Source organism: Achromobacter pulmonis, from assembly GCF_002885955.2.
Lineage (GTDB): Bacteria > Pseudomonadota > Gammaproteobacteria > Burkholderiales > Burkholderiaceae_B > Achromobacter > Achromobacter pulmonis_A.
The window spans coordinates 329,115-355,782 of sequence record NZ_POQS01000003.1 but is presented as its reverse complement, the minus strand read 5'-3'; the positions used below and the strand labels follow the sequence as shown (position 1 = coordinate 355,782).

Sequence of the window (26,668 nt, the reverse complement as noted above, 5' to 3'; positions counted from 1 at the left end):
CCGGGAATCGATATGACCGCTTTTCGCGCCGCGCTGCTGGACCTGGACGGCACCCTGCTGGACTCCATCCCCGATCTGGCCTTCGCGGCCAACGCCATGCGCGTGGAGCTGGGCATGTCCCCGCTGCGCGAGGACGTGGTGGCGACCTTCGTCGGCAAGGGCGTGGACAACCTGGTGCGCCGCAGCCTGGCCGGCAGCCTGGAGGGCGCCGACCCGGAGCCCGCCGAGTTCGACCGCGCCCGCGCCGCCTTCTACCGCCACTACCACCTGGTCAACGGCGAAAAGGCCCAGGTGTACCCCGGCGTCATCGACGGCCTGAAGCAGCTGCGCGAACAGGGCCTGAAGCTGGCGGTGGTCACCAACAAGCCCACCGAGTTCACGCTGCCGCTTTTGCAGCGCACCGGCCTGGCCGGCTTTTTCGACGCCGTGGTCTGCGGCGACACCTGCGCGCGCCGCAAGCCCGATCCCGACCAGGTGCTGCATGCCTGCGACCTGCTCGGCGTCACGGCGCCGCAGGCCGTGACCATCGGCGACTCCCTGAACGACGCCCAGGCCGGACGCAGCGCCGGCACGCAGGTGCTGGTGGTGCCTTATGGCTACAACGAAGGCAAGGACGTGCGCGAGCTCGATGTCGATGGTATAGTTGACACGCTAGTTGACGCGGCCCAGTGGGTCGCGCTCTGGAACCAGAGCCGCAATACGGCAAACACTGCGGCAAACACCGCGGCGAACGCCACGGCAAAAACCGGTTCCTGACCAGCAGGTTTCCATACCAAGTTTCCATAGCAGAATCACCCGATGAACGTTTCCATCCAGAACCAAATGCTCGGCGCCTCGTGGCGCTGGTGGCGTTTGTCTTCCGGGTGGCGATGATCCCTCCCGGCCCTGGACGCGTATGCCGCCTAGTGCCGTAGCTGTGTAACCACAGAGCCAAGCCCGGAACCAGTAACCTGGACCGGGCTTTTTGCTATGTGCCCGGTCCGCAAGCAAATCGAACGCTTACGAGACCCACATGACCGAAATCGAATTCAAGGCCCTCGCCGCGCAAGGCTACAACCGCATCCCGCTGGTGGCCGAAACCTACGCCGACCTGGACACGCCCCTGGGCATCTACCTGAAGCTGGCGCATGCCGGCCCGCAGGCCGGCCGCATGACCTGCCTGATGGAATCGGTGGTGGGCGGCGAGCGCTTCGGCCGCTATTCCTTCATCGGCCTGCCGGCCCGCACCGTGATCCGCGCCAGCGGCACGCGCACCGAGGTGCTGCACGACGGCAAGATCGCCGAGACTCACGACGGCGACCCGCTGGCCTTCATCGAGCAGTACCAGAGCCGCTTCAAGGTGGCCCTGCGCCCGGGCATGCCGCGCTTCTGCGGCGGCCTGGCCGGCTACTTCGGCTACGACACGGTGCGCCACATCGAGCCCTGCCTGGGCCCGGCGGTCAAGCCGTTTCCGGCCGGCATGGAAGGCGGCACGCCCGACCTGATGCTGATGCACGTCGACGAACTGGTCATCGTCGACAACCTGGCCGGCCGCATCTACCTGATGGTCTACGCGGACCCGGCCCAGCCCGAGGCCTACAGCCGCGCCCAGCAGCGCCTGCACGACCTGCGCGTGCGCCTGCGCCGCCCGGTCGAAATCCCGTACAGCCACGCCAGCATGCAGACCGAAGAGCGGCGCGACTTCAAGAAGGAAGACTATCTGGCGGCCGTGCGCCGCGCCAAGGAACACATCGCCGCCGGCGACCTGATGCAGGTGCAGATCGGCCAGGTCATCGCCAAGCCCTTCCGCGACTCCCCCCTCTCCCTCTACCGCGCCCTGCGCTCGCTCAACCCCTCCCCCTACATGTACTTCTGGAATTTCGGCGACTTCCAGGTCGTGGGCGCCTCGCCCGAGATCCTGGTGCGCCAGGAGCGCGTGGTCGAAAACGGCGAGCCCAAGTCGCAGATCACCATCCGCCCGCTGGCCGGCACCCGCAAGCGCGGCGCCACGCCCGAGGAGGACGCCGCGCTGGCCGCCGAACTGAAGGCCGACCCCAAGGAAGTGGCCGAGCACGTGATGCTGATCGACCTGGCGCGCAACGACGTGGGCCGCGTGGCCGAAGTGGGCTCGGTGAAGGTCAGCGACACCATGGTCATCGAACGCTATTCGCACGTCATGCACCTGGTGTCCAACGTAACCGGCAACCTGAACCCCGGCATGAGCAGCATGGACGTGCTGCGCGCCTCGTTCCCGGCCGGCACCCTGACCGGCGCACCCAAGGTCGAGGCCATGAAGATCATCGACGAACTCGAACCCGTGCGCCGCGGCATCTACGGCGGCGCGGCCGGCTACCTGAGCTATGGCGGCGAAATGGACGTGGCCATCGCGATCCGCACCGGCGTCATCAAGGACGGCACGCTGTACGTGCAGGCCGCCGCCGGCATCGTGGCCGACTCCAGCCCCGAAGCCGAATGGGCCGAGACCGAGGCCAAGGCCCGCGCGGTGCTGCGCGCCGCCGAGCAGGTGCAGCATGGCCTGGACGAACCCATCTGACCCCAGGCCCCGCCCCTACCGAATACCGCCCGCACGGAGAAAACTATGCTGCTGATGATCGACAATTACGATTCGTTTACCTATAACCTGGTGCAATACTTCGGCGAACTGGGCGAGGACGTGCGCGTCGCGCGCAACGACCAGATCACGCTGGACGAAATCGCCGCCATGAACCCCGACCGCATCTGCGTGTCGCCCGGCCCCTGCTCGCCCGCCGAGGCCGGCATCTCGGTGCCCGTCATCGAAGCCTTCGCCGGCAGGAAACCCATACTCGGCGTGTGCCTGGGCCACCAGGCCATCGGCGCGGCCTACGGCGGCAGGATCGTGCGGGCCCAGCAGATCATGCACGGCAAGACCGTGCAGATCTCGCACACCGGCACCGACATCTTCACCGGCCTGCCCACCCCGTACACGGCCATCCGTTACAACTCGCTCACCATCGATCCGGCCACGCTGCCCGACTGCCTGGCGGTCACCGCCACCGCGCCGGACGGCGACATCATGGGCGTGCGCCACAAGACGCTGCCGCTATACGGAGTACAGTTCCATCCCGAGTCCGTGCTCAGCGAGCATGGCCATGCCCTGCTGCGCAATTTCCTGAACCTCGCCTGAGAAGGACGCATCGTGACCATTTCCCCCGCCGAAGCGCTGACGCGCTGTATCGAACACCGCGAAATTTTCCACGACGAAATGCTGCATCTGATGCGCATGCTGATGCGCGGCGAGATGTCGCCCCAGATCGCCAGCGCCCTGCTGATGGGCCTGCGCGTGAAAAAGGAAACCATCGGCGAGATCACCGCCGCCGCGCAGGTCATGCGCGAATTCGCCACGCCCGTGGTCACGCCCAATCCGGAAGACCTGCTGGACATGTGCGGCACCGGCGGCGACGGCAGCCATACCTTCAACATTTCCACCACGGCCATGTTCGTTGCGGCGGCCGCAGGCGTGCCGATCGCCAAGCACGGCAACCGCAGCGCCTCGTCCTCCAGCGGCAGCGCCGACGTGCTCGAAGCCCTGGGCGCCAACCTGGTGCTCACGCCCGAGCAGGTGGCCGAATGCATCCAGGCCACCGGCATCGGCTTCATGTTCGCGCCGGCCCACCACGGCGCCATGAAGAATGTGGCCGCCGTGCGCAAGGAACTGGCCGTGCGCACCATTTTCAACATCCTCGGCCCGCTGACCAACCCGGCCAACGCCGCCAACCAGCTGATGGGCGTGTTCCACCCCGACCTGGTCGGAATCCAGGTGCGCGTGCTGGAACGCCTGGGCTCGCGCCACGTGCTGGTGGTGCACGGCAAGGACGGCATGGACGAAGCCTCGCTGGGCGGGGCCACCATGGTCGGGGAACTCAAGGACGGCAAGGTCCTCGAATATGAAATTCATCCCGAGGACTACGGGCTATCCATGATGTCCAACCGCAGCATCAAGGTGTCCAATCGCGAACAATCGCGCGAGCTGGTCATAGAGGCGCTCGAGAATGTCGAAGGCACGGCCCGCGACATTGTCGCGCTCAATGCCGGGCTCGCGATTTATGCAGGCAATAAAGCCGATTCCATTCCCGCAGCCTTAGCGCTAGCATTCGAACTGATTTCCACCGGCGCGGCGCGAGCCAAGCTGGAAGAATTCTGCGCATATACCCGGAAATTCCTGAAATGAACGATATTCTCGCGAAGATCCTCGCCGTCAAGGTCGAGGAAGTCGCCGCCGCCCGCCAGATGCGCAGCGAAGCCGAAGTCCTGCGCGAAGCGCAGGCGCGCCAGGACGTGCGCGGCTTCGCCCAGGCCATCGAAGACAAGATCGCGCAGGGCAAGGCCGGCGTCATCGCCGAAATCAAGAAAGCCTCGCCTTCCAAGGGCGTGCTGCGCGAGGGCTTCGCCCCCGCCGAAATCGCCGCCTCCTACGCCGTGCACGGCGCGGCCTGCCTGTCGGTTCTAACCGACGTGCAGTTCTTCCAGGGCTCGCACGACCACCTGCGCCAGGCCCGCGCGGCCTGCTCGCTGCCGGTGCTGCGCAAGGACTTCGTGATCGACCCCTACCAGATCATCGCCGCGCGCGCGATGGGCGCCGACTGCGTGCTGCTCATCGTGGCCGCCCTCACCCCGGCGCAGCTGCGCGAGTACGAAACCCTGGCGATCGAACTGGGCATGGACGTGCTGGTCGAAGTGCACGACGCCAAGGAGCTGGACATCGCGCTGGAAATGAAGACGCCGCTGTTGGGCATCAACAACCGCAACCTGCGTACCTTCGAGACCAGTCTGTCGAACACCCTGGACCTGCTGCCGCGCATCCCCGCCGGCAAGCGCGTCGTGACCGAGAGCGGCATCCTGACGCCGGAAGACGTGAAGCTGATGCGCAAGAACAAGGTCGACGCCTTCCTGGTGGGCGAAGCCTTCATGCGCGCCAAGGACCCGGGCGCGGAACTGGCGCGGCTGGTGGGTTAGGCATTCATACGCCGATACAGCGTGCTGCGGTGCACCCCCAGCGCGCGCGCCGCGCGGCTGACGTTGCCGCCATGCGCGGCCAGGGCGTCGCGGATCGCGGCGTCGGTCATTGCTTGCAGGTTGACGGAATCGCCGGCGGCGCCAGGCGCGGGCGCCGGCGTTGCGCGGATATCCGCGGGCAACATGTCGGCATCGACCCGGCCCGCCGGCCCCGCCAGCACGTGCAGCGTGCGCAGCACGGCGGCCATCTGGCGGTAGTTGCCGGGCCATGAGTACGCAAGCAGGACGGCTTCGATGTCGGGCGGCAGGCGCGGCCCCGCGCCTTGCGCCGCCCACAGGCCGCGCAGCAGCTCCAGGCGGTCGGCGCGGGCGCGCAGCGGGGCCAGCGTGACGGTGTACTCGGCAATCCGGAAATACAGGTCGGGCCGCACCGGCGTGTCGACGCCCTGCGTGTCGGCGTCCGCGTGCGCCAGCGGGCGGTGCGTGGCGCACACCAGCGCGAAGTCCACCGGCACCGGGCGCGCCGCGCCCAGCGGCGAGACCTCGCGGGTCTGCAGCACGCGCAGCAGGCGCGACTGCAGCAGCAGCGGCATGTCGCCGATCTCGTCCAGGAACAGCACGCCGCCATGCGCCTGCCGCAGCAGCCCCTTGCTGCCCTGGCGGCGCGCGCCGGTGAAGGCGCCGTCTTCATAGCCGAACAGTTCGGATTCGATCAGGCTTTCGGGCAGCGCGGCGCAATTGACCGCCACGAACGGGCCGGCGGCCCGTTTGCTGCGCGCATGCAGTTCGCGCGCGAACACTTCCTTGCCCGCGCCGGTTTCGCCTTGCAGCAGGATGGACACGCCCGCATCCGACAGATGCACGGCGCGCGCCAGCGCGCCCAGCGTGGCGGCGTCGAAGTTCGGCGCGGCGGGGCGCGAGGCGGCCGGCGGCGCGACCGGCGCGGCCGGGGCCTGGCGGGCGCGCACCGGCGGGCGGCGCAGGCGCGCATGGTAGGCCGCGCCGGCGCGCGTCAGCACCCGGCCCGCCGCGTCCGGGCCGCGTTCGATATCGCCTTCGAATACGTCGGCGTAGCGGTACACGCCCAGGGCGGTCGNGCCCCGCGCCTTGCGCCGCCCACAGGCCGCGCAGCAGCTCCAGGCGGTCGGCGCGGGCGCGCAGCGGGGCCAGCGTGACGGTGTACTCGGCAATCCGGAAATACAGGTCGGGCCGCACCGGCGTGTCGACGCCCTGCGTGTCGGCGTCCGCGTGCGCCAGCGGGCGGTGCGTGGCGCACACCAGCGCGAAGTCCACCGGCACCGGGCGCGCCGCGCCCAGCGGCGAGACCTCGCGGGTCTGCAGCACGCGCAGCAGGCGCGACTGCAGCAGCAGCGGCATGTCGCCGATCTCGTCCAGGAACAGCACGCCGCCATGCGCCTGCCGCAGCAGCCCCTTGCTGCCCTGGCGGCGCGCGCCGGTGAAGGCGCCGTCTTCATAGCCGAACAGTTCGGATTCGATCAGGCTTTCGGGCAGCGCGGCGCAATTGACCGCCACGAACGGGCCGGCGGCCCGTTTGCTGCGCGCATGCAGTTCGCGCGCGAACACTTCCTTGCCCGCGCCGGTTTCGCCTTGCAGCAGGATGGACACGCCCGCATCCGACAGATGCACGGCGCGCGCCAGCGCGCCCAGCGTGGCGGCGTCGAAGTTCGGCGCGGCGGGGCGCGAGGCGGCCGGCGGCGCGACCGGCGCGGCCGGGGCCTGGCGGGCGCGCACCGGCGGGCGGCGCAGGCGCGCATGGTAGGCCGCGCCGGCGCGCGTCAGCACCCGGCCCGCCGCGTCCGGGCCGCGTTCGATATCGCCTTCGAATACGTCGGCGTAGCGGTACACGCCCAGGGCGGTCGCGGCCAGGCCCAGCGCCTGCAGGGCGCAGCGGTTGGCGCCCACCAGCAGGTCGCCCTCGAACGCCAGCAGTCCCTCGCCCGGCAGGCCCAGGCCCGACGGGCTGGTGTGCAGTTGCAGCACCGTGTGCGGATCGAAGGCCTGCTCGAACAACCGGTGCTCGATCAGGTCCACCGCCGCGCGCACCAGCGCCAGCACCTCGGGCCGGATCTCGCGCGCCTGGCTGGACAGGTCCAGCACGCCCACGGTGCGGCCTTCGTTGTCGGTGATGGGAACCGCCGCGCAGGTCAGGATGCGGTTGGGTTCGAAGTAATGTTCCGCGCCGTGCACGGCGATGGACCGGCCTTCCACCAGCGCGGTGCCGATGGCGTTGGTGCCCGCGGCGGCCTCGTCCCAGGCGGCGCCGGGCATCAGCGCCACGCGCGAGGCGCGCTGGGCGAAATCGACGTCGCCGTCGCTGTCGAGCACCAGCCCCTGGGCGTCGGAGAGAATCACCAGGCTGCCGCCGGCCTGGCGGCGCAGCATGGACATGGCCGGCTCGGACATCCGCCGCAGCGCCTCGTTGCGCTGCTGCGCCTCGCGCAGCTCGCCCTGGGTCATCAGCTCGGTGCGGCGCACGCCGCGCATGTCGAAGCCCAGGTCGGCGCAGCGCCGCCATGAACGCAGGATGGGCTCGGCGACCATGCCGCCGGGCACCGCGCCCTGCTGGTTGAACAGCAGGCGCGCTTGCGTCAGCGTGTGCTGACGGGAATGAGTGGCCATGCGTGTCTCCTGGGACAGGCATTCTGCGACGCCTGTTCCGCAACACTGTCGCATAACGCAACAGCGGGTGGGGGCCGCCAGACGGCTGAGGGCGATCTCCCCGGCGTGTGGAATCCTACTTTCGCACGCGCAATCCCCGCTGTCCAGCGGACCGGCCCCTACTGGCATGGTCCTTGCTTGATACGGAGCAGGCAGCCCACTGCCGCCCCCGACACACAATACCGGAGACAAGCATGGACATCGCGACCCGAGTCACCCCCGACACCTATGGCACGCGCCTGGACCTGAAAACCCAGTACGACAACTTCATCGACGGCAAGTGGCAGAAGCCGGCGGACGGCGAATACTTCGACAACCTGACTCCGGTCACCGGCCAGGTGCTGACCCGCAACGCCCGCTCCAGGGAGCGCGACATCGAGCTGGCGCTGGACGCCGCGCATCGCGCCGCGCCCAAATGGGGCGCCACGTCGGCCGCCGAGCGCGCGCGCATGCTGATGCGCATCGCCGACGTCATGGAGGCCAACCTGGAGCGCCTGGCCACGGCCGAAACCTGGGACAACGGCAAACCCATCCGCGAGGCCCGCGCCGCCGACATCCCGCTGGCCATCGACCACTTCCGCTATTTCGCCTCGTGCATCCGCAGCCAGGAAGGCGGGCTGTCCGAGATCGACCACGACACCGTGGCCTACCATTTCAACGAGCCGCTGGGCGTGGTGGGCCAGATCATTCCGTGGAACTTCCCCATCCTGATGGCGGCGTGGAAACTGGCGCCCGCGCTGGCCGCCGGCAACTGCGTGGTGCTCAAGCCCGCCGAACAGACGCCGCTGGGCATCCTGCTGCTGATGGAGCTGATCGCGGACATCCTGCCCCCGGGCGTGGTGAACGTGGTCACCGGCTTCGGCCTGGAGGCCGGCAAGCCGCTGGCCTCCAGCAAGCGCATCGCCAAGATCGCCTTCACCGGCGAAACCACCACCGGGCGGCTGATCATGCAGTACGCCTCGCAGAACATCATCCCGGTTACGCTGGAGCTGGGCGGCAAGTCGCCCAACATCTTCTTCGCCGACGTGGCCGCGCAGGACGACGATTTCCTGGACAAGGCGGTGGAAGGCTTCGTGATGTTCGCGCTGAACCAGGGCGAGGTCTGCACCTGCCCCAGCCGCGCGCTGATCCAGGAGTCGCTGTACGACAGGTTCATGGAGCGCGCCCTCAAGCGCGTCGGCCAGATCAAGCAGGGCAACCCGCTGGACGGCGACACCATGCTGGGCGCGCAGGCCTCGACCGAGCAGCTGGAAAAGATCCTGTCGTACCTGGACATCGGCAAGCAGGAAGGCGCCGACGTGCTGGCCGGCGGCGCGCGCGCGCAGATGCAGGGCGCGCTGGAAGGCGGCTATTACGTGCAGCCCACGGTGTTCAAGGGCCACAACAAGATGCGCGTGTTCCAGGAGGAGATCTTCGGCCCGGTGGTGGCGGTGACCACCTTCAAGGACGCCGATGACGCGCTGGCCCTGGCCAACGACACGCTCTACGGCCTGGGCGCCGGCGTCTGGTCGCGCGACGCCAATACCTGCTATCGCATGGGACGCGCGATCAAGGCCGGGCGGGTGTGGACCAATTGCTATCACGCCTATCCGGCGCATGCCGCGTTCGGCGGCTACAAGCAATCCGGCATCGGGCGCGAGAACCACAAGATGATGCTCAACCACTACCAGCAGACCAAGAACCTGCTGGTGAGCTACTCGCCCAAGAAGCTGGGCTTCTTCTGACCCGCGCCCGGGAGGACGACATCATGGCAGAGCATACGCCGCGCGTGGTCGCGANGCTGGGCTTCTTCTGACCCGCGACCGGCGGGCGCGCCTGGCCCGGCGGCCGGGCGCGCCCGGGAGGACGACATCATGGCAGAGCATACGCCGCGCGTGGTCGCGACCGACGAGGCGCGCCGCCTGATCGACACGCTGCGCGCCAAGCACGGCCCGCTGATGTTCCACCAGTCGGGCGGCTGCTGCGACGGCAGTTCGCCCATGTGCTATGCGCTGGGGGAATTCATGGTGGGCGGCTCGGACGTGCTGCTGGGCGAACTGGAAGGCTGCCCGTTCTACATGGGCGAGGACCAGTTCGCCTACTGGGAGCACACCCAGCTCATCATCGACGCCGTCCCGGGCCGGGGCGGCGCCTTTTCGCTCGACAGCGCCGAGGGCAAGCGTTTCCTGCTGCGCTCGCGGCTGTATTCGGACGAGGAATGGGCGCGCGTAGCGCCCGTGACGCGCGGAGGATGAGCCGTGCGCTAGGGCCCGTTCTTCGGATCGCGCCTGCCGTCAGGCTGGGCGCGCTCGGCCAGCTTCCAATGGAAGGATACGCGCCGGATGCGGGCGGCGCGGAACTGGGTGAACGAACGGCCGCCCGGCATGGGCGCGCCGCGATAGGCACTGCTGGCGTTCTTCATTGTGTGACGAAGGGTTGACGGAAAACTTGCTCGGGCGGCGGTTCAGGCGCGGGCCGCCGACGGCGCCCAGGCGCCAACGGGCGCGCCGCGGCGGGCCCAGTCCAGCGCATCTTCCAGGCGGTCGTTGCCCCAGAACATCTCGCCGTCCACGAAAAACGTGGGCGCGCCGAACAGCCCCAGGTTGCGGGCGCGGTCGACCTGGCGCCGCAGCGCCTCCTTGGCGGCCTCGGACTTGGCGCGGGCGATCAGGGCGTCGGCGTCCAGCGCCATGCCGGTCAGCAGCCCGTGCACCACGTCCTCGGCCTGGATGTCCTGGTCATGCTGGAAATTGGCGCGGAAAACGGCCAGGCAGAAGTCGCGGCCCCAGGGCTCGTCCTGGCCCAGCAGGGCGATGCGCGCGGGCAGCACGCTCATGCGCGGAAACAGGCGCGGCCGGCGGTAGACCAGGCCGTATTTCTCGGCCAGGCGGGCGATGTCGCGCATCATGTAGGCGCCCTTGCCGGGAAACAGCCGGAACGGCGAATCGTTCCAGCCCTGGGCCTGGAAGATGGGGCCCAGCAGGAAAGGCTTGAGATCGACCCGGACTTCGGCCTCGCGGGCCAGGGCGTCGATGCGCTCGATCGCCAGATAGCTGTACGGGCTGGCGAAATCGAACCACATCTCGATGCGCGGCGCATCGGGCAGGGATACAGTCATCACGAACTCCGTAAGGGTCAGGGAGGCCTCCGAATCCCTATTGAACGCCCTCGGAGTACTATTGCTCAAGCAACATTTCCGTCCGGTACGCATGAGTTTCACGAATGCCATATCCGCTGGCCAAACTTCCGCCGCTTGATCTCGTCCGGGGCTTCGTGGCCGTGGGCCGCCGCATGAGCATCACGCTGGCCGCGCAGGACCTGCATGTGACGCAGTCCGCCGTCAGCCGCCAGATCCGGGCGCTGGAGGCGCACCTGGGCGTGGCGCTGCTGGTGCGGGGCTTTCGCAGCGTGTCGTTCACCTCCGAAGGCGCGCAGCTGTTCCGCATGGCCGACGTGTGGCTGAGCCAGCTGGGCGACCTCACCGAGCAGCTGCGCGCGCCCGAGCGGCGCACGCCCGTCACCATCACCACCACCATCGGCGTGGCCTCGCTGTGGCTGCTGCCGCGCCTGGGCGACTTCCAGGCGGCCCACCCGCAGATCGACGTGCGCGTGGCGGCCGACAACCGGCTCATCGACATCGACCGCGAGAACGTGGACATCGCCATCCGCTACAGCCTGCGCGACGGCGTGCCGGACACGGCGCGGTGGCTGTTCGGGGAATCGGTGGTGCCGGTCGCGCATCCCAGCCTGGGCGCGCGCGAACTGGACGCCCGCGAACTGCAGCGCCACGTGCTGCTGGAATTCGACGACCCCGGCCGCCCCTGGCTGCAATGGTCGGAATGGCTGAACGCGCGCGGCCTGGGCCGGGCCCAGGCCAAGGGCATGCTGCGCTTCAACCAGTACGACCAGATCGTGCACGCGGCGCTGGCCGGCCACGGCATCGCGCTGGGACGGCTGGCGCTGGTCGCGCCGATGCTGGCGGACAAGCGCCTGGAGGCGGTGGGCGGGCAGGCCGCCAGCGCCACCGAGCTGGCCTACTGGCTGGTGTGCAACCCGCGGCGCAGCTCGCCGGACACGGCGGTGGTCATGCAGTGGCTGGCGGAACAGGCCGCGGCCACCGCCAGCGGCCTGGGCGCGTAGCGGCCCCGCGTTACTCCACCCGCACCAGCGGTTCGCCGGCGCTCATCTCGCCGATCACGGCGGCATCGGCGAAGCCGTGGCCGCGGAACAGGTCCAGCACCGCGTCGGCCGTGTCAGGCGCGCAGGACACCAGCAGGCCGCCCGAGGTCTGGGGGTCGGTCAGCAGGGCGCGCTGCGTGTCGGTGACCGACTCGCCCAGACGGATGGATTCGCCGTAGGAGGCCCAGTTGCGGCCGGACGCGCCGGTGATCACGCCGTCGGCCGCATAGGCCTGCACGCCCGGCAGCCAGGGCAGGCTGTCCAGGCGCAGGCGCGCCGTCAGGCCGGCGCCGCGCGCCATTTCCAGCGCGTGGCCGAGCAGGCCGAAGCCGGTCACGTCGGTCACCGCGTGCACGCCGTCCAGCGCGGCCAGCGCCGGCCCGGGGCGGTTCAGCCGGGTGGTGGTGTCTATCATCACGCGGTAGCCGGCTTCGTCCAGCCGGTTCTTTTTCAGCGCCGCCGACAGAATGCCCACGCCCAGCCCCTTGCCCAGGATCAGCACGTCGCCGGCGCGCGCGTCGGCATTGCGCCTGACCCGGTCCGGATGCACCAGGCCCATGGCGGCCAGGCCGTATATGGGTTCGACCGAATCGATGCTATGGCCGCCGGCCAGCGGGATGCCGGCGTCGGCGCATACCGATTCGCCGCCGCGCAGGATGTCGGCGATGACGCTGTGCGGCAGCACGTTGATCGGCATGCCGACGATGGCCAGCGCCATGATCGGGGTGCCGCCCATGGCGTACACGTCCGACAGCGCGTTGGTGGCCGCGATGCGGCCGAAATCGTAGGGATCGTCCACGATGGGCATGAAGAAGTCCGTGGTGGCGATCAGCGCCTGTTCGTCGTTGAGCCGGTAGACCGCCGCGTCGTCGGCGGTCTCGGTGCCGACCATCAGGTTCGGAAAACTGGCGGCGGGGCCGAAGCGCGCCAGCAGCGCCGACAGCACGCCCGGCGCGATCTTGCAGCCGCAGCCGCCGCCGTGCGAAAGCGAAGTCAACCGCGGCACGGCCGCGCTCGCAACATCCTGGGTCATTTCTATCTCCGGTCGATACGGCGAAGAGGATAGCACCGGCGCGGCGGCGATCCGGGAAACGCAGAAAACCCGCGACCGCGGGACGCGCCAGCCGCTACCATAGGCGTTTTATCCAAGATTCAATGCCGCCATGGACGACGCATTCAGCCACCAATTGTCGATGACCATCCTGATGACGCCGGACATGGCGAATTTCTCGGGCAATGTGCACGGCGGAACCATACTCAAGTACCTGGACCAGGTGGCCTACGCCTGCGCCAGCCGCTATGCCGGCCAGTACGTCGTGACCCTGTCGGTCGACCAGGTCGTCTTCCGCGAACCCATCCACGTGGGCGAACTCGTGACCTTCCTGGCGGCGGTGAACTACACCGGCCGCACGTCCATGGAAATCGGGATCAAGGTCGTCACCGAAGACATCCGCAGAAAGCTGGTGCGCCACACCAACAGCTGTTACTTCACGATGGTGGCGGTCGACGAGCGCGGCGCGCCCACCGCGGTGCCGCCGCTGGCGCCGCGCACGCTGGAGGAAAAACAGCGCATGGAGGCGGCCAGGCTGCGGCGCGAGCTGCGCCAGGAAATGGAACGCCGGCACGGCGAGATCAAGCGCGAAACCACGCACGACGGCCACGCCGCGCCGTGAAGAACGCCGCATCCGCCCTCAGGGGCGGCCGGCCAGGCGCTTGAGGCCCAGCCACTGCTGCGACCAGAAGCCGCGTCCGTAGTCGCGGCCGCCGGCTTCGGGCTGCTGGTCATGGATGCCCGTGGGGCCGTAGCCCACGCCGAAGCGCGCGGTGCGAAACAGCATGTCCCAGAACGGAAACAGCGCGCCGAAGTTGTAGCCGCCCGCCGGCCCCGGCGAGGAGGCGTCGTAGGCGATGGAGTGATGGTGCCGGTGAAAGCGCGGGCTGACCAGCAGGCGGTCGCCCAGCGCGCCGAAATGCATGCGCAGGTTGGCGTGCGACAGGCTCTGCGCCAGCTGGGTGATGGCCACCACCATCACGAACTGCGCCGGCGGCACGCCCACCAGCTGCGACACGAACACCACCAGCACGTCGCGCAGCATGTCGTCGAGCAGATGGTTGCGGTCGTCGCTCCAGATGGTCATCTGGCGCTGGCTGTGGTGCACGGCGTGCAGCGCCCAGAGCCAGCCGAAACGGTGCTGGGCCCGGTGGTAGAAGTAGTCCACCGCGTCGAACAGCAGCAGATAGATGATCAGGCTGACCCAGGCGCGGTCGGTCACGCCGGGCCAGTACTGGTCGAGCTGGAACGCGGCGAAGCCCCATACGTGAAGCTGGCCGAACACGCTGTCCCACAGCGGATCGACGGTGAAGAACAGCACCAGGCGGAACGCGCCGAGCCGGTGGATCAGCGTGTACAGCACGTCCACGCCGATCTGGCGGCGGTCGGTGACGGGCTCGACCGGGCGCAGGCGCTGCAAGGGACCGAACACCAGCACCAGCACCGCGATCTGCAGCAGGCCGACCAGCAGCCACATCGTGGCGTCATAGCCGTCCTCGATGAAGTTGCTCAGGCCCAGGTGAAACAGCGCGGGCTGAACCGCCGTCTCGAAGATCCATTGCTGGCATTCTCCGAAAAGTCGACTAAGCGTTTCCATGATCAATGATGCGTGGCGATCCAGCCGCTATAGGCCGGATGCGTGTTCAGGGTGGCGAAACAATAGCCCTTGCGCTGCAAACCTTCAATCAGCGGCTCCAGCACGGCCGGCGCCCACGGGTCCTGGCGCGACCAGATGCCCAGGTGGGCCAGCAGGATGTCGCCCGGCTTGATGTTGCGCAGCGCCTGATCCAGCAGGCGGGCGTTGGGATATTTGTCGCTGGGCAGTTCGTCGCCCAGGAAACCGGCAGGCGCCCAGCCCACCTGTTCGTAGCCGCAGGCGCGCGCGGCCTGCAGCAGCGCCGGCGAGGTCTTGCCGCCCGGCGCGCGATACAGGGGCAGCATGTCCTGCCCGGTCATTTCGCGAAAGCGCGCGGCCGAACGCTTGATCTCGGCGCAATATTGCGCCGACGTCCATTCGGCGCGCTTGCCGGCGTCCGGGCCGGCGCTGGGCTTGACGCGGAAGCGCCCGCCCGGCAGGTCGCCCTGCCAGTAGACGTGGTCGTAGGTGTGCGAGCCGAAGGCATGGCCTTCGGCGGCGCGCGCCTTCCACCAGGGCGCCCAGACTTCGTCCAGGCTGGAGCCGCCGGTCAGCGTGCGTTCGTTGGCCAGAAAGAACGTGACCTTGACCTGGTGGCGCGCCAGCACCTCCGCCACCAGCGGGGCCACGCCCATGTGGCCGGTGTCGAAGGTCAGGTAGACGGGCTTGTCGCAGGCGGCCGGCCCCGCGGCGCCGGCGTTCGACACGGCCAGCGCCAGCGCGGCGGCGGCCGCCAGGCGCGCCCGGAAAGCGTCAGCGCGTAGGCGCATGGTTGAGCGTCCAGACGCCATGCGGCGACTTGCCCACCGGCACCTGGCTGGAAACCTTCTTCTGCTCCAGGTCCACCACGGTAAGCTTGCGCGCCCAGCGCGAGGTCACCAACAGCGTCTTGCCGTCGGCCAAGACGTCCATGCAGTCGGGGCCGCCCGGCACCGCGAAGGTGTCGGTGACCGTCAGCGTCTGCATGTCGATGCGGCTGATGGAATTGGCCGTGCGGTTGCTGACGAACAGGTGGCGCTGGTCGCCCTGCGCGCGGAAGGCGTGCGCGCCGGTCGCGGTCTTGATGCGCGTCACCAGCCTGGCCGGGCCGTTACTGACGTCGTAGGCTTCCACGTAGGAATCGCCGGTCAGCGCGACCAGCAGCGTCTTCTGGTCGGGCGTCAGGAACACGTCGGCCGGCGTCTTGCCGACCGGCACCGTCCACTTCGGCGTCTGCGTGGCCAGGTCGATGGCGATGAGCTGGTCGCTGTCCTGCAGCGTGACGTAGGCCGTCGTGCTGTTCCTGTCGATCATGATGTGGCTGGGCGTCTTGCCCGCCGGGATGCGCTTGACCAGCGTCAGGTCGAAGCCCTGCTCCAGCGGCTTCCAGGCATAGATGTCGATGTGGTCCAGGCGGTTGGCCGCCGTCACGAACCACTTCATGTCCGGCGAGAACTGCAGCTGGTAGGGATCGACGATGCCGGTCAGCGTGCGCTGCACGTCGCCGGTGCGCGGGTCCATCAGCGTGATGGTGTCGCCGGTGGCGTTGGCCACCATGAGCGATTTTTCGTCCGGCGTCAGGTACAGGTGGTGCGGCTCCTTGCCCGTGGGCACGCGCCGCAATTCCTTGTAGGTGGCCGGGTCGATGATGCTGACGTTGGCGTCCAGAGAATTCAGGACGAAGATCGGGGCGGAAGCCGCCGCGGCGCTAAGCGCCATCCCCACGCCCACCAGGGCGTAGCGGACAAAATGCATGGGGTTCAATTTCTGGATCCGGCAAAGGGAAATCGGTCAGTCTCGCGACTGCTCGCCATTGTAGGCACGGCGGCCTGACAAATGCATATCAGCCCGCCGTTTCGCCACAAACGCACACGCCTGTTGCGGTCCGGCAACAAGCCGGCCGCCGGCTCCCCCTCAGACCGATAAAGTCATTTGGCGCCAACGGGTTGCGCGTCGGCGGAAACCCAGTTGCCGGCCTCGATATCGCGTTCGCGCAGCGCCGCCGCGCGCGCCGCCGACGACGGCCCCAGGTCGGCCTCCAGCACGCCGCCCTCCGGCCCGACGACGAAGGAATCGATGCCGGTCTGCCCGTACCGGGCGGGCCACGCCACGATGCGGTAGGAGTCGGCGCGCGCGCCCGGAATCACCTTGTAACGGTAGCCGTAATAGGCGTCCTCCGGCGGCACGTCCGGCCCCATGGCCAGCGCGTCCGGTCCGTAGGCCTGCGGCGGCGAGCCGGGCAGTTCGGGCCAGTACAGCCCGTCGCGCTCGCCGGCGCGGCTGACCAGCCGGCCGGCGTAGCGCCCCTGGCCGACGCCGTCGCGGTAGCGGACCTGGGCGGCCTGCAGCTGGCGCAGGGTGTCTATGGCGGCCAGTTCGTTGCGGCCGATGGCGCGGCGCCGGATCTCGGCCGTGCCGGCCGCCGGGTCGAAGCGCCAGCCGCTGCCGGCGCGCACCATGGGCACCGGCAGGGTCCAGCCCGAATCGCCCACCGCCAGCCAGGAACGGCCGCCGTCGGCGACGATTTCGTGCTTGCGCGACCAGGCCGCCAGGAAGCGGTAGATGTCCTCCTGCGCCACGCCGCCGGGCACGATGCGCCGGTGGTTCGGGCCCAGCACCTTGGCCAGGCCGTCGAGGTCGCCGGTGGCGATGGCGTCGACGAAGGCGTCGGCGGCCGCCTGCGGGCTGGGATACAGGCTCTGGGCCGCGGCCGGCGCCGCCAGGCCCAGCGCCAGCGCGAGCGCGCCCAGCGCGCGCAGGGAAAAGAAAGTCGGGAAAGCGCTTTTCTGCATGGTGCTTACCTCCGGCCGCCGAAATGTCCGCCACCGCCGCGTCCGCCGCCCATGTGGCCGCCGCCGCCCATATGCCCGCCGCCGCGCTGGATGCCTGCGCCGCCGTGGCTCATCTCGCCGCGATGGCTTTGCTGGCGCATGCGTTCGCCGTTGCCGGCGTCGCTAAGCGCATTGGCGCTATTGGAGGCGCGGCTGCGGTTGCGCGCCGCGGACTCGTCGGCGCGCTGGCGCTGCGCGGCGGCCTGCCGATCCTGCGTGGACACGCTGGAGGCCCGGTTGTGCTGGGCCGGCGCGGCCTGGTGCCCCGCCCCGCGGCTGCCGCCGCCCTGGGCGCGCGCGCCGCCCGGCTGGGCGTGCCCGGCGATGGGCTGGCCGGTGCGGCCTTCGAAGGACTGCGCCGCGCGCTCGCGGGCGGCGTCGCGCGAACCGGGCGCCGGCGTCCGGGCAGCCTGGCCCTGGCGCGCCTGCGGGCGGTTCTGCAGGCCGGCCTGGCGCTGGCCGTCGAAGCGCTGGCGGCTGGCGGCGTCGGCGTACGGCGCGCTGCCGCGGTTGGCCGGATTGTGCTGCCAGGTGGCCCTGTTGTTGTTGAAGTTGCTGCGGTCGATGCGCTGGTTGACGTTGATGTTGTTGTAGCGGTTGATGTCGATATCGACGTCGTTGTGGCCCCAGTCGAAGCCGCCCCACATCGAGTTGACGGCGGCCACGCCCAGGCCGAAACTGAGCCCGGCCACCAGCGAGGTGGCGAACACCGACCCCGGCGGCGGCGGATAGTAGTAGGGAGGATAGGAGGGATAGGCCCAGGTGCCGTAGACCACGCTGGGGTTGTAGCTGGGCACGTAGACCACCTGCGGGTCGGCCGGCTCGATCACCACCACCGTCTTGTCATTGGTGGTGCTGGAAGTGACCTTCTGCTGCGGCGTGCTCTTGAGGTTGCCGGCCTTCTGGGCCTGCACGCGCAGGCGCTGGACGGAATCCATGACCGCGTCCGGCTGCGCCAGGAAGGCGTCGCCCACGGATTTCACCCATTCCGGCTGCCGGCCCATCATGTCCATGACCGAGGGAAACGCCACCAGCGATTTGACGCTGGGGTCCCAGGCCTCGCCCTCGACCGCCTTGACGGCCTGGTCGCCGGATTCGGAAGTGTGCGCGGCCGACCATTTGGCGGCCGCCGCCACGTCGTCGGGATAGGTGGCGCCCATGAGTATCTGGGACAGCAGCGAATCCGGGTACAGCGCGACCGGCGCCATGAGCTGGTCCAGTTGCGCGTTGTCCAGCTTGGTCTGCGCCACGGCGGGCAGGCAGGCCGCCAGTCCCATGCACAGCCAGCCGATGAACCATTGTTGCAATCGACGCATTTTCCGTTCTCCGTGAATCGCAAAGCATGACGCCACAAGCCAGGAGGGAACTGCCGGATATCGCGCTGACAATATATGCTCAACCGCGGCGCAGGGGAAGCCCGCCGCCTCGTCCTTAGGCGGGACTGGCCGCCCGCCCCCGGCGCGCCTATACTGGTTGCGCGGCTGTTCAGTCCCTTTCCTGAAGGAGAGGCAACATGTACAAGCACTTGCTCATCGCCGTGGACGGCTCGCTGCTGTCCGAATCGGCATTCAAGCGCGCTCTTGTTTTCGCCAAGGAAATGGGAGCCACGATCACGCTCATCCGCTCCATCCCGGAAGACCATCTGCTGATCTACCAGGCCGAGATGCTGGGCACCACGCAGAACCAGCACACCGACCAGGCGCGCAAGAACGCGCAGGCCTATCTGGACGGGCTGGAAACCGAAGCCCGCCACGCGCTGGTGCCCTGCAACGCCATCGTCACGGTCAACGACCACCCGCACCAGGCGATCGTCGAGACCGCGCAAAGCCAGGGCTGCGACCTCATCATCATGGGTTCGCACGGCCGCCACGGAATGACCGGCTTTCTGCTGGGCAGCGAAACCCAGCGCGTGCTGGCGCATACGCGGCTGCCGGTGCTGGTGTATCGGTAGCGTTTATCCCGCCGCCGCCAAGGCGTGCTGGAAGGTGAAGCTGTCGGCATACATATGATCGAGGCTGGCGCCGCGCGTGGCCAGCAGCTGCCTGGCCTGCTGGATCATTTCCGGCGCGCCGCACAGATAGATCGCGTGTTCCGACAGGTCGTCATGGTCCTCCACGACGGCCTCCTGCACGTGGCCGCGCCGTCCCTGCCAGCCGGCCCCGGCGCGCGAGAGCACCGGCACGAAATTGAACTCGTACAGGCGCGCGGCCCAGCTTTCGATCTGCTCGCGCAGATAGAGATCGGCCTCGGTGCGCATGCCCCAGTACAGCGTGACGGGCGGGCAGTCGGGGTTGTCCAGCAGCGACTCCAGGATGGCCTTGATCGGCGCGATGCCGGTGCCGGTGGCCATCATGATGAGCGGCCGCCAGTCTTCCTCGTGATAGCTGAACACGCCCAGCGGCGCCTCGATCTCGACGCGGGCGCCGGCCTGCGCCTGGCCCAGCCAATGGTCGGTGTAGCGCCCGCCCGGAATGCGGCGCACGTGGAAATCGACCAGGTTGCCCGAGGGCGCGGAAGCCATGGAGAAGCTGCGCGTCTCGCCGTCGGGCAGCAGCACGTTCATGTACTGCCCCGGCACGTACTCCAGCCCGTCTTCCGGCAGCGCCAGCGTCAGGTGGACGACGTCGTCGCAGTAGCGTTCCAGGCGGTGGATGGTGGCCGGCAGGCGGCGCGGCTCGGGAAACGACTGCCGGCTGGCGGGCACGCTGATGCACAGGTCGCCCAGCGGTCGCGCCTGGCAGGCCAGGGCATAGCCCTCGGCCGCCTCTTCGGGCGTCAGCGCCATCGGGAATTCGTCGTATGAGACCGAGCCGGACTCGAGCCGGATGCGGCAGGTGCCGCAGCCGCCGAACGTGCATTCGTGCGGCAGCTTGACCGCCGAGCGCTCGGCGGCCTGCAGCACCGATTCGCCCTCTTCGACGTGGAACGCCTCGTCCGTTTCCAGGATGTGCACGCGATATGCCATGGCCGGCCTCGACTATTTCTTGATGTCCGCCTCGACCAGCACTTTCATGCCGCGCGGCTCCAGCAGCGCGGCCAGCGCCGCCAGCGCCGCCACGCCGGCCTTGGTGTCCTGCTCGCCGTTGCCGCCGCTCAGGCCGACCCCGCCGATCACCTCGTTATCCACCACGATGGGAAAGCCGCCGACGAACACCGCGAACTTGCCGTCGAAGCTCCACTGGATGCCGAAGGCCTCGTTGCCGGGCAGCGCCGGACCGTTGGGCGGCGTATTGAAAAGGTGCGTGGAGCGCTTGTGGCCGGCGGCGGTGAAGGCCTTGTTCCAGGCGATCTGCGGGCCGGTGATGCGGGCGCCGTCCATGCGCTCCAGCGCGATGGGGTAGCCGCCGTCGTCGACGATGCAGATGGTTTCCAGCACGCCGATCTCTTCCGATTTGGCGATGGCGGCGCGCACCATGACGCGCGCTTCTTCCAGTTCCAGGCGATAGACCTGCTTCATGGCGATATCCTTTTTTCCGGTTGCGTATGGGGAAAGGGAGCGCGGCCTCAGCCGGCGCGATAGACGGTCTTGATCTGCGTATAGAACTCCAGCCCCGCGCGTCCCGATTCGCGGAAGGTCGAGGTGCTGGAATGCTTGAGCCCGCCGAACGGCGCGTTGATCAGGTTGCCGGTGGTGGTCCGGTTGATCTTCACGGTGCCGGCCTGGATGTCGCGGGCGAAGCGGTGCGCGTAGCGGGCGTCGGTGGTGGCGATGGCCGCGGCCAGGCCGTATTCGGTGTCGTTGGCCTTGGCGATGGCGTCTTCATAGCCGTCGACTTCGATCAGCGCGATCACCGGGCCGAAGATTTCCTCGCGCGCGATGCGCATCTGCTGCGTGACCCCGGTGAACAGCGCCGGCGACACGAAATAGCCGCGGTCGAAGCCCTCGCCGGTCAGGCGCTCGCCGCCGTACAGGTGGGTGGCTTCCTGCTTGCCCAGCGCCACGTAGCCCAGCACGTTGTCGAGCTGCCTGGAGGTGGCCAGCGGGCCCAGGTCGAAATTGCCGTCCATGCCGTTGCCGATGGTCAGCGCCCTCATCCGGGCCAGCAGGCGCTCGGTGAATTCCTGGCGCACGCGCTTGTCCACCAGCACCCGGCTGGTGCCGGTGCAGGCCTGGCCGCTGAGCGAAAAACCGCCCTTGACCGCCAGTTCCACGGCCCGGTCCAGGTCGGCGTCGGCCAGCACGATCAGCGGATTCTTGCCGCCCAGTTCCATCTGGGTGCGCGTGGTCAGGCCGGCCATTCGATGGATCTGCTCGCCCGCGGCGGTCGAGCCGGTGAACGAAATCGCGCGGACTTCGGGCGCGGCGGTGATGGCCTCGCCCACGGCGGCAGCCGGACCGGTCAGGAAATTCAGCGCGCCGGCCGGCAGCCCGGCGTCGATCAGGGCCTCGGCCAGCCGGTAGCCGGACAGCGGCGCGTCCGACGAAGGCTTGAACACCACCGTGTTGCCGGCGATCAGCGCCGGGGCGATCTTGCGGGCCGGAATCGAGATCGGGAAATTCCACGGCGAGATCACCGTGACCACGCCCAGCGGCTCGCGCTGGCTGTAGACGACCATGTCCGGATCGTCGTTGGGATAGGTTTCGCCGGTGTAGGACTGGCCTTCCACGGCGTAGAAGCGGATGGTCTGCGCCGAACGCAGGACCTCGTCCTTGGCCAGGGACAGGCTTTTGCCCTCTTCCCGCGTCAGTTCGCGGGCGATGTCGGCGGCGCGTTCTTCCAGCAGCTGGGCCGCCTTGGTCAGGATCGCGGCGCGCTTGGAGATCGGCGTATCGCGCCAGCCGGCGAACGCGGCCTGCGCCGCCTCCACGGCCCGGCGCGCGTCGGCCGCGTCCGAGACCTGGAAGCGGCCCACCACGTCGCCGGTGTCCGCCGGATTGATGTTGGGCGCCGTCTTGCCGCTGGCGCTGGGCGTCCAGCTGCCGCCGATGTGGTTCAGGAAAGTTTGCTGCGAGAGATCATCCACGGGAGCGCTTCCTCAAGACTGTGCCGGGGAGCCGCCGGGCGGCGGCGGGTCGGCTTTCTGAACATTGTATACTTTAATCTATATGGGGCGATACGTGAAAACCCCTGGTCGCCCCGCGCGGATCAGCGCCAGATCAGCACCGCGCAGATCGTCGAGGTGAACAGCGCCAGCAACACCGGCAACAGCAGCGCGCGCACCAGCGACAGCACATTGACCCGCGCGAAGCCCGCCACCGCGATCAGCGACGACCAGGCGATCAGCGTGCCGCCCCCGGTCCAGACCGCGCCCATCTGCCCCACCGCGGCCAGCGTGGCGGGGTCCACCCCCACCACCGGGCCCAGGGCGCCGGACAGCGTGCCGGTCAGCGGCAGGCCGGCGAAGCCCGAGCCGTCGATGCCGGTGATCATGCCCACCAGCAGCACGCCGAAGGCCACCAGGAAATGGTTTTCCGGAATCAGGTGCTGGCCGGCGGAAATCACCTCGAACAGCAGCCCCGGCGCCTGGGCCTGGGGCACGCCCAGGATCTGCGCGGCGGTCTCGTTGGCGCCCACGAAGAAGAACCCCGCGATCGGCAGCACCGAGCCCATGGCCTTGAAGGCGAACACGAAGCCGTCGGTGACGTGCTCCGGACAGACGTCCAGCATCCGGCGCGGGCCTTCGGCCGCCAGCGTGACCAGCATCATCACGACCACGGCCACCCCGCCCACCAGGGCCGCCGCATCGCCGCCGCGCAGCGCCGGCAAGGACGGAAACAGGCGCGGCAGCACCATCACGGCGATCACGCCCAGGAACGCCAGCGGCGTGACCACCGCGAAGGTCTTGGACCAGCGCACCCGGCGGCGCTCTTCGTCGCTAAGGGCCGGTCCGCGCGGCAGGGCCGGGTCGGCGCCCATGGTGCCGCGCGCCAGCTCGGCCTTGTCGAACGAGCCCGAGTGCTCGATCTCCGCCAGGCTGCCGTCCTGCGCGCGCGCCTGCCAGGCCGTCAGCAGCGCGGCGTCGGCGGGAACGATGTGCTTGCGCACCAGCAGATAGGCGGCGGTCAGCGCCACCGCGCCGGTGATCAGCGACAGCACCAGCGCGCGGTCGGCCACCACGGCGGCGCTGACCGCCGCGCCGGCGGCCTTGGCGCTGATGCTGGGCGCCACCCCGATCACGTAGTCCGACGACAGGGCCATGCCCTGCCCGGCGATGGCGATGGCCATGGCGCCGGCCAGCGGCGGCAGGCCGGCGGCGATGGCCGCCGGCAGCAGGATGGCCGAGACCAGCGGCACCGCGGGCGTGGGCCAGAAGAACAGCGAGATCACATAAGTACAGAGCGCGATGATGAGGAAGGAGGAATGTCCGCCCCGCATCACGCGCCGGAACGGCTGCACCATGCGCACGTCGGCCTGCAGCGTCTTGAGCGCGTTGAGCAGCGCCGTCATGAAGGTGATCACCAGGAAAATATTGAACAGCTCCTTGGCGGCCACGAAGCTGGCCGAGAAGATGCCTATCAGTGCGCTGACCGGGCTGCCGGTGATGGCGAGCACGACCAGAAAAGTACCGATGACAGAGGGCACCACCACATTGGCCCGCAGGATCATCGTCAGGATGATGGCGGCCACGCTGAATAGGTACATCCAATGAGCGGCATTGAGCGCGACGTCCGGTTGCATTGCTTTTCCCCTTGTATGCATGACTGTCGGTTGAGCAGCAACGGTATACTATATTTCGCCTTGATCTATATCAATCAAAATATGTAGGACCTGGGAAAAGCGATAATTCTTAAAAATCGTTGAATATCAAGCAGAAACCAAGGGATTACCCTGGATTTTGGTCCTGGACGGAAAATTCTGCCGAATCACAGATAGACTATCGTATACATAAATACCCCATCCCCGGCATGAGCCCCTCCCTGCCCTATCCCGACCTTCTGCAGTACGCCACCATGGCCGTCGTCGTATTCGGCGCCGCGATCGCGCAGGGCGTGGGCGGCGTGGGCTTCGCCATGTTCGCCGCCCCCGTGGCGGCCATGTTCTTCCCCCAGCTCGCCCCCGGTCCGCTGCTGACCCTGGGCGGCTTCATCTCGCTGCTGACCGCGCTGCGCGAACGCGCGGCCATCGACTGGCCCTCGGTTTCCTATGCCCTGGCCGGGCGGGCGGTGGGCACGCTGATCGCCGTCTACGCCATGACGCGCTTCGCCCCGCAGGCGCTGGGGGTGCTGTTCGCCGTGCTGATCCTGGCCGCCGTGGCGCTCAGCGCGGCCGGCCTGCGCTTCAGCGCGACCCCGCGGCGCGTCTCCGGCGCGGGCGTCGCCTCGGGGCTGATGGGCACCATGACTTCGGTCGGCGCGCCGCCGCTGGCCATCGTCATGCAGCACGCGGCGCCGCCGCGCCTGCGCGCCACGCTGGGCATGGTGCTGTTCCTGGGATCGCTGTTTTCGCTGGCCATGCTGGCGCTGGCCAAGCGCTATACGGGTTACCACGCCGGGCTGGCGCTCAGCCTGGCGCCGTTTCTGCTGGCCGGGTTTGCGGTCTCCAACCGGCTGCGTAACCGGCTGCCGCCGCGCGCGGTGCGCGGCGTGCTGCTGGCGGTGTGCGCCATCGGCGCGCTGGGGGTGCTGGTAAAGGCCTTCTGGGGCGGCTGAGGGCCTGTCGCCCGTCACGTCCGGTAATACAATGGAGACTGTATCCATTACGCAAAACCTGCTCGCCATGACCACTACTCCCGCCACGCAGCATTCCGCTTCGCTGAAGATCGGCGAGCAGCACCCGCAATTGTTCGCCGTCATCCGCGACAAACTGCGCGAACGCATCCTGAGCGGCGAATTCACGCCGGGCGACCGCCTGGTCGAAGGACGCCTGTCCGAGGAAATGGGCGTTTCGCGCATCCCGGTGCGCGAGGCGCTGCGCGCGCTGGCCGCCGAAGGCCTGGTCACCATCGAACCGCGCCGCGGCGCGTCCGTGTCGGTGCTGTCCGACGCCGTCGCCTACGACATGGTGGAAGTGCGCGCCACGCTGGAAGGGCTGAACGCCAAGCTGGCGGCCCAGCGCCGCGACGAAAAAACCGTCGAGCGCCTGCAGGCCTTTCTGCGCGAAGGCACCGAGGCCGCGCGCAGCGAGCAGCTGGACAAGTTCCTGGCGCTGAATTCGCAGTTCCACGAAATGCTGGCCACCATCGGCGGCAACGTGGTGCTGACCGACCTGATGCGCTCACTGCGCGACCGCACGGCGCTGCTGTTCGCGCCCAGCAACATGCTGCGCGCCAAGCAGAACTGGGACGAGCACTCGCAGATCCTGAACGCCGTCATCGCCGGCAACGGCGACCTGGCCGCCCTGCTGGCCAGCCAGCACGTGCACAACGCCGCCCGCGCCTACACCGAAGCGCAGCAGGCCCAGCACGCCTCGGTGGCGTAGGCCGGGCCTCGGGGGTTCGTTCAGGCCTGCGCCTGCACCGGGTCGGCGGGCGCGCCCACCACCACGCCCTTGCCGTTCTGGATCACCCAGGACACCTTGATGTCGCCGTTGACGAAGGTCTGGCAGGCCATGCGGTAGCCGGCCTCGAAATCCTCCGGCCGCAGGTGCTTGCGCTCCTTGGGCTTGATGGCGTCGGTGTTTTCCAGGCCCTCTTCGATCCGGCACTTGCAGGTGCCGCACAGCCCGCCCCCGCACTTGAACGGGATGCCGCCTTTTTCCTTGAGCGACACCCGCAGCAGGTTGCTGTTTTCGGGCGCCGTGGCGACCTTGCCGCCATTGGAAATGAATGTGATCTGGACCATGGGTTTCATTGCTCCGCAGGGACGGCGCCGCTGCGCAGCGTCAGGGTCGATTGCATGCTGCCGAAGCGCGTGAGGTGCGACAGCTCCTTGCGCGCCGCTTCCACCGACGCAAATTTTTCGAGGAACTTGGAAGGCACGCGGTTGACCATGTACGGCGGGGTCTCTTCGGTCACGGTCAGCCGGGTCTCGCCGCGCAGCCGCGCGATGCGGTACTCGGCCAGCGCGCGGCCGTAGAACCGGTAGTCGTAGGTTTCGATGATCTCCACGTCCTCGCCGGCCTCGGTACGGAACACGCCGGGCTTGGAGGTCAGGATGACATATGCCGGTTCCATCGCCGCTACGCCTCCACGTCCTGGGTCAGCTCGATGTCGCTGTTGAGCCAGAGCTGGCAGGCCAGCCGGTACCCCTGCTCGACGCGCTCGCCGAGCTGCTTTTTTTCCTTCCAGTTCACCGGCGGCAGCTGCTCGGCCCCGGCCAGCACGCGGCAGGCGCACTTGGCGCACTTGCCCATGCCGCATTCGTAGCGCAGATGCGGATACGGAAACTGCTTGATGCCGGCCCGCACCACCAGGTTGGTGTTTTCCTTCACCACCTCGGTGTAGGTCTGGCCGCCTTTATGAAACACGACTGTAGGCATG

28 protein-coding genes and 1 pseudogene are annotated in these 26,668 nt (G+C 68.6%); 12 read left to right on the top strand and 17 right to left on the bottom strand.

The features are described from left to right. Positions 1 to 12 precede the first annotated feature (12 nt). The 5 genes from C1I89_RS12930 (at position 13) to trpC (ending at position 4,974) form a co-directional block, all read left to right on the top strand. Positions 13 to 756, top strand: coding sequence for a phosphoglycolate phosphatase (locus C1I89_RS12930; protein WP_102773186.1), 744 nt, complete (start codon positions 13 to 15; stop codon positions 754 to 756). Positions 757 to 1,012: 256 nt separating this feature from the next. After that, entirely contained in the window at positions 1,013 to 2,533 is a 1,521-nt protein-coding gene (gene trpE, locus C1I89_RS12925; RefSeq protein WP_102773185.1) for an anthranilate synthase component I, read from the top strand. Between the two features lie 45 nt (positions 2,534 to 2,578). Beyond that, complete coding sequence (locus C1I89_RS12920; protein WP_102773184.1) at positions 2,579 to 3,145, top strand: anthranilate synthase component II; 567 nt, start codon at positions 2,579 to 2,581, stop codon at positions 3,143 to 3,145. Between the two features lie 12 nt (positions 3,146 to 3,157). Beyond that, the gene (gene trpD, locus C1I89_RS12915; protein WP_102773183.1) at positions 3,158 to 4,189 is read left to right on the top strand and encodes an anthranilate phosphoribosyltransferase; all 1,032 of its coding nucleotides are present in this window, start codon (positions 3,158 to 3,160) and stop codon (positions 4,187 to 4,189) included. Beyond that, positions 4,186 to 4,974 (top strand): indole-3-glycerol phosphate synthase TrpC, encoded by a 789-nt coding sequence (gene trpC, locus C1I89_RS12910; protein ID WP_102773182.1) that lies wholly within the window; start codon positions 4,186 to 4,188, stop codon positions 4,972 to 4,974. The genes trpD and trpC overlap by 4 nt, the downstream gene beginning before the upstream one ends. Here the strand turns inward: trpC and C1I89_RS12905 are convergent. Together C1I89_RS12905 and C1I89_RS12900 are read right to left on the bottom strand one after the other, a co-directional pair. Then, on the bottom strand, positions 4,971 to 5,816 hold the full coding sequence (locus tag C1I89_RS12905) for a sigma-54-dependent Fis family transcriptional regulator (protein WP_258231409.1): 846 nt from the start codon (positions 5,814 to 5,816) through the stop codon (positions 4,971 to 4,973). The genes trpC and C1I89_RS12905 overlap by 4 nt on opposite strands. Before the next feature lie 256 nt (positions 5,817 to 6,072). Then, positions 6,073 to 7,614, bottom strand: a pseudogene (locus C1I89_RS12900) (sigma-54-dependent Fis family transcriptional regulator); the annotation flags it as partial. A 233-nt stretch (positions 7,615 to 7,847) separates the two neighbouring features. On the opposite strand from C1I89_RS12900, the gene adh reads away from it, so the two are divergent. Continuing rightward, entirely contained in the window at positions 7,848 to 9,377 is a 1,530-nt protein-coding gene (gene adh / locus C1I89_RS12895; protein WP_102773181.1) for an aldehyde dehydrogenase, read from the top strand. A gap of 129 nt (positions 9,378 to 9,506) precedes the next feature. After that, positions 9,507 to 9,887, top strand: coding sequence for a DUF779 domain-containing protein (locus C1I89_RS12890; RefSeq protein ID WP_102773180.1), 381 nt, complete (start codon positions 9,507 to 9,509; stop codon positions 9,885 to 9,887). 8 nt (positions 9,888 to 9,895) lie between these two features. Here C1I89_RS12890 and C1I89_RS34485 read toward each other — a convergent pair whose 3' ends face one another. Continuing rightward, complete coding sequence (locus C1I89_RS34485; protein WP_168202195.1) at positions 9,896 to 10,054, bottom strand: hypothetical protein; 159 nt, start codon at positions 10,052 to 10,054, stop codon at positions 9,896 to 9,898. Positions 10,055 to 10,096: 42 nt separating this feature from the next. Beyond that, entirely contained in the window at positions 10,097 to 10,750 is a 654-nt protein-coding gene (locus C1I89_RS12885; RefSeq protein ID WP_102773179.1) for a 2-hydroxychromene-2-carboxylate isomerase, read from the bottom strand. Positions 10,751 to 10,854: 104 nt separating this feature from the next. Between C1I89_RS12885 and C1I89_RS12880 the strand changes: the two genes are divergently transcribed. After that, positions 10,855 to 11,772 carry a LysR substrate-binding domain-containing protein gene (locus C1I89_RS12880; RefSeq protein ID WP_102773178.1) on the top strand — a complete coding sequence of 306 codons (918 nt, stop codon included), beginning with the start codon at positions 10,855 to 10,857 and terminating at the stop codon, positions 11,770 to 11,772. 10 nt (positions 11,773 to 11,782) lie between these two features. Here the strand turns inward: C1I89_RS12880 and selD are convergent, their stop codons facing one another. Continuing rightward, positions 11,783 to 12,844 carry a selenide, water dikinase SelD gene (selD, locus tag C1I89_RS12875; protein WP_102773177.1) on the bottom strand — a complete coding sequence of 354 codons (1,062 nt, stop codon included), beginning with the start codon at positions 12,842 to 12,844 and terminating at the stop codon, positions 11,783 to 11,785. A 130-nt stretch (positions 12,845 to 12,974) separates the two neighbouring features. Here selD and C1I89_RS12870 point away from each other — a divergent pair, with 130 nt between their 5' ends. Beyond that, a complete protein-coding gene (locus C1I89_RS12870) occupies positions 12,975 to 13,484 on the top strand; it encodes an acyl-CoA thioesterase (protein ID WP_102773176.1) in 510 nt (169 codons plus the stop codon). Between the two features lie 18 nt (positions 13,485 to 13,502). Here C1I89_RS12870 and C1I89_RS12865 read toward each other — a convergent pair whose 3' ends face one another. From C1I89_RS12865 to C1I89_RS12845, 5 genes are all read right to left on the bottom strand, one after another. After that, positions 13,503 to 14,459 carry a sterol desaturase family protein gene (locus C1I89_RS12865; RefSeq protein WP_102773175.1) on the bottom strand — a complete coding sequence of 319 codons (957 nt, stop codon included), beginning with the start codon at positions 14,457 to 14,459 and terminating at the stop codon, positions 13,503 to 13,505. Positions 14,460 to 14,461: 2 nt separating this feature from the next. Then, positions 14,462 to 15,268, bottom strand: a complete 807-nt coding sequence (locus C1I89_RS12860; RefSeq protein WP_102773174.1) for a polysaccharide deacetylase family protein — start codon at positions 15,266 to 15,268, stop codon at positions 14,462 to 14,464. Continuing rightward, positions 15,252 to 16,232 carry a YVTN family beta-propeller repeat protein gene (locus C1I89_RS12855; protein ID WP_181390942.1) on the bottom strand — a complete coding sequence of 327 codons (981 nt, stop codon included), beginning with the start codon at positions 16,230 to 16,232 and terminating at the stop codon, positions 15,252 to 15,254. Before C1I89_RS12855 ends, C1I89_RS12860 begins: the two co-directional genes overlap by 17 nt. A gap of 173 nt (positions 16,233 to 16,405) precedes the next feature. Beyond that, positions 16,406 to 17,269 (bottom strand): DUF2950 family protein, encoded by an 864-nt coding sequence (locus C1I89_RS12850; protein ID WP_102773172.1) that lies wholly within the window; start codon positions 17,267 to 17,269, stop codon positions 16,406 to 16,408. 5 nt (positions 17,270 to 17,274) lie between these two features. Further along, positions 17,275 to 18,624 (bottom strand): DUF3300 domain-containing protein, encoded by a 1,350-nt coding sequence (locus C1I89_RS12845; protein ID WP_102773171.1) that lies wholly within the window; start codon positions 18,622 to 18,624, stop codon positions 17,275 to 17,277. 197 nt (positions 18,625 to 18,821) lie between these two features. On the opposite strand from C1I89_RS12845, the gene C1I89_RS12840 reads away from it, so the two are divergent. Then, positions 18,822 to 19,259: a universal stress protein gene (locus tag C1I89_RS12840; protein ID WP_102773170.1), complete on the top strand. Its 438-nt coding sequence runs from the start codon at positions 18,822 to 18,824 to the stop codon at positions 19,257 to 19,259. Between the two features lie 3 nt (positions 19,260 to 19,262). Here the strand turns inward: C1I89_RS12840 and C1I89_RS12835 are convergent, their stop codons facing one another. From C1I89_RS12835 to C1I89_RS12820, 4 genes are all read right to left on the bottom strand, one after another. After that, a complete protein-coding gene (locus tag C1I89_RS12835) occupies positions 19,263 to 20,273 on the bottom strand; it encodes a 2Fe-2S iron-sulfur cluster-binding protein (RefSeq protein WP_102773169.1) in 1,011 nt (336 codons plus the stop codon). Positions 20,274 to 20,285: 12 nt separating this feature from the next. Beyond that, the gene (locus tag C1I89_RS12830) at positions 20,286 to 20,765 is read right to left on the bottom strand and encodes a GlcG/HbpS family heme-binding protein (protein WP_102773168.1); all 480 of its coding nucleotides are present in this window, start codon (positions 20,763 to 20,765) and stop codon (positions 20,286 to 20,288) included. Between the two features lie 47 nt (positions 20,766 to 20,812). After that, positions 20,813 to 22,273 carry an aldehyde dehydrogenase family protein gene (locus C1I89_RS12825; protein WP_102773167.1) on the bottom strand — a complete coding sequence of 487 codons (1,461 nt, stop codon included), beginning with the start codon at positions 22,271 to 22,273 and terminating at the stop codon, positions 20,813 to 20,815. 122 nt (positions 22,274 to 22,395) lie between these two features. Next, a complete protein-coding gene (locus C1I89_RS12820; protein ID WP_102773166.1) occupies positions 22,396 to 23,928 on the bottom strand; it encodes a hypothetical protein in 1,533 nt (510 codons plus the stop codon). Positions 23,929 to 24,155: 227 nt separating this feature from the next. Between C1I89_RS12820 and C1I89_RS12815 the strand changes: the two genes are divergently transcribed. Further along, complete coding sequence (locus C1I89_RS12815; protein ID WP_102773165.1) at positions 24,156 to 24,899, top strand: sulfite exporter TauE/SafE family protein; 744 nt, start codon at positions 24,156 to 24,158, stop codon at positions 24,897 to 24,899. A 67-nt stretch (positions 24,900 to 24,966) separates the two neighbouring features. Then, positions 24,967 to 25,668, top strand: coding sequence for a GntR family transcriptional regulator (locus tag C1I89_RS12810; protein ID WP_102773164.1), 702 nt, complete (start codon positions 24,967 to 24,969; stop codon positions 25,666 to 25,668). 20 nt (positions 25,669 to 25,688) lie between these two features. Here C1I89_RS12810 and C1I89_RS12805 read toward each other — a convergent pair whose 3' ends face one another. The 3 genes from C1I89_RS12805 to C1I89_RS12795 are packed head-to-tail and all read right to left on the bottom strand — an operon-like array spanning position 25,689 to position 26,667. Next, positions 25,689 to 26,039: a 2Fe-2S iron-sulfur cluster-binding protein gene (locus tag C1I89_RS12805; RefSeq protein WP_102773163.1), complete on the bottom strand. Its 351-nt coding sequence runs from the start codon at positions 26,037 to 26,039 to the stop codon at positions 25,689 to 25,691. Further along, positions 26,036 to 26,362 carry a ferredoxin gene (locus C1I89_RS12800; protein ID WP_102773162.1) on the bottom strand — a complete coding sequence of 109 codons (327 nt, stop codon included), beginning with the start codon at positions 26,360 to 26,362 and terminating at the stop codon, positions 26,036 to 26,038. Before C1I89_RS12800 ends, C1I89_RS12805 begins: the two co-directional genes overlap by 4 nt. A gap of 5 nt (positions 26,363 to 26,367) precedes the next feature. Continuing rightward, positions 26,368 to 26,667 carry a 2Fe-2S iron-sulfur cluster-binding protein gene (locus C1I89_RS12795; RefSeq protein WP_102773161.1) on the bottom strand — a complete coding sequence of 100 codons (300 nt, stop codon included), beginning with the start codon at positions 26,665 to 26,667 and terminating at the stop codon, positions 26,368 to 26,370. Between the last annotated feature and the right edge of the window lies 1 nt (position 26,668).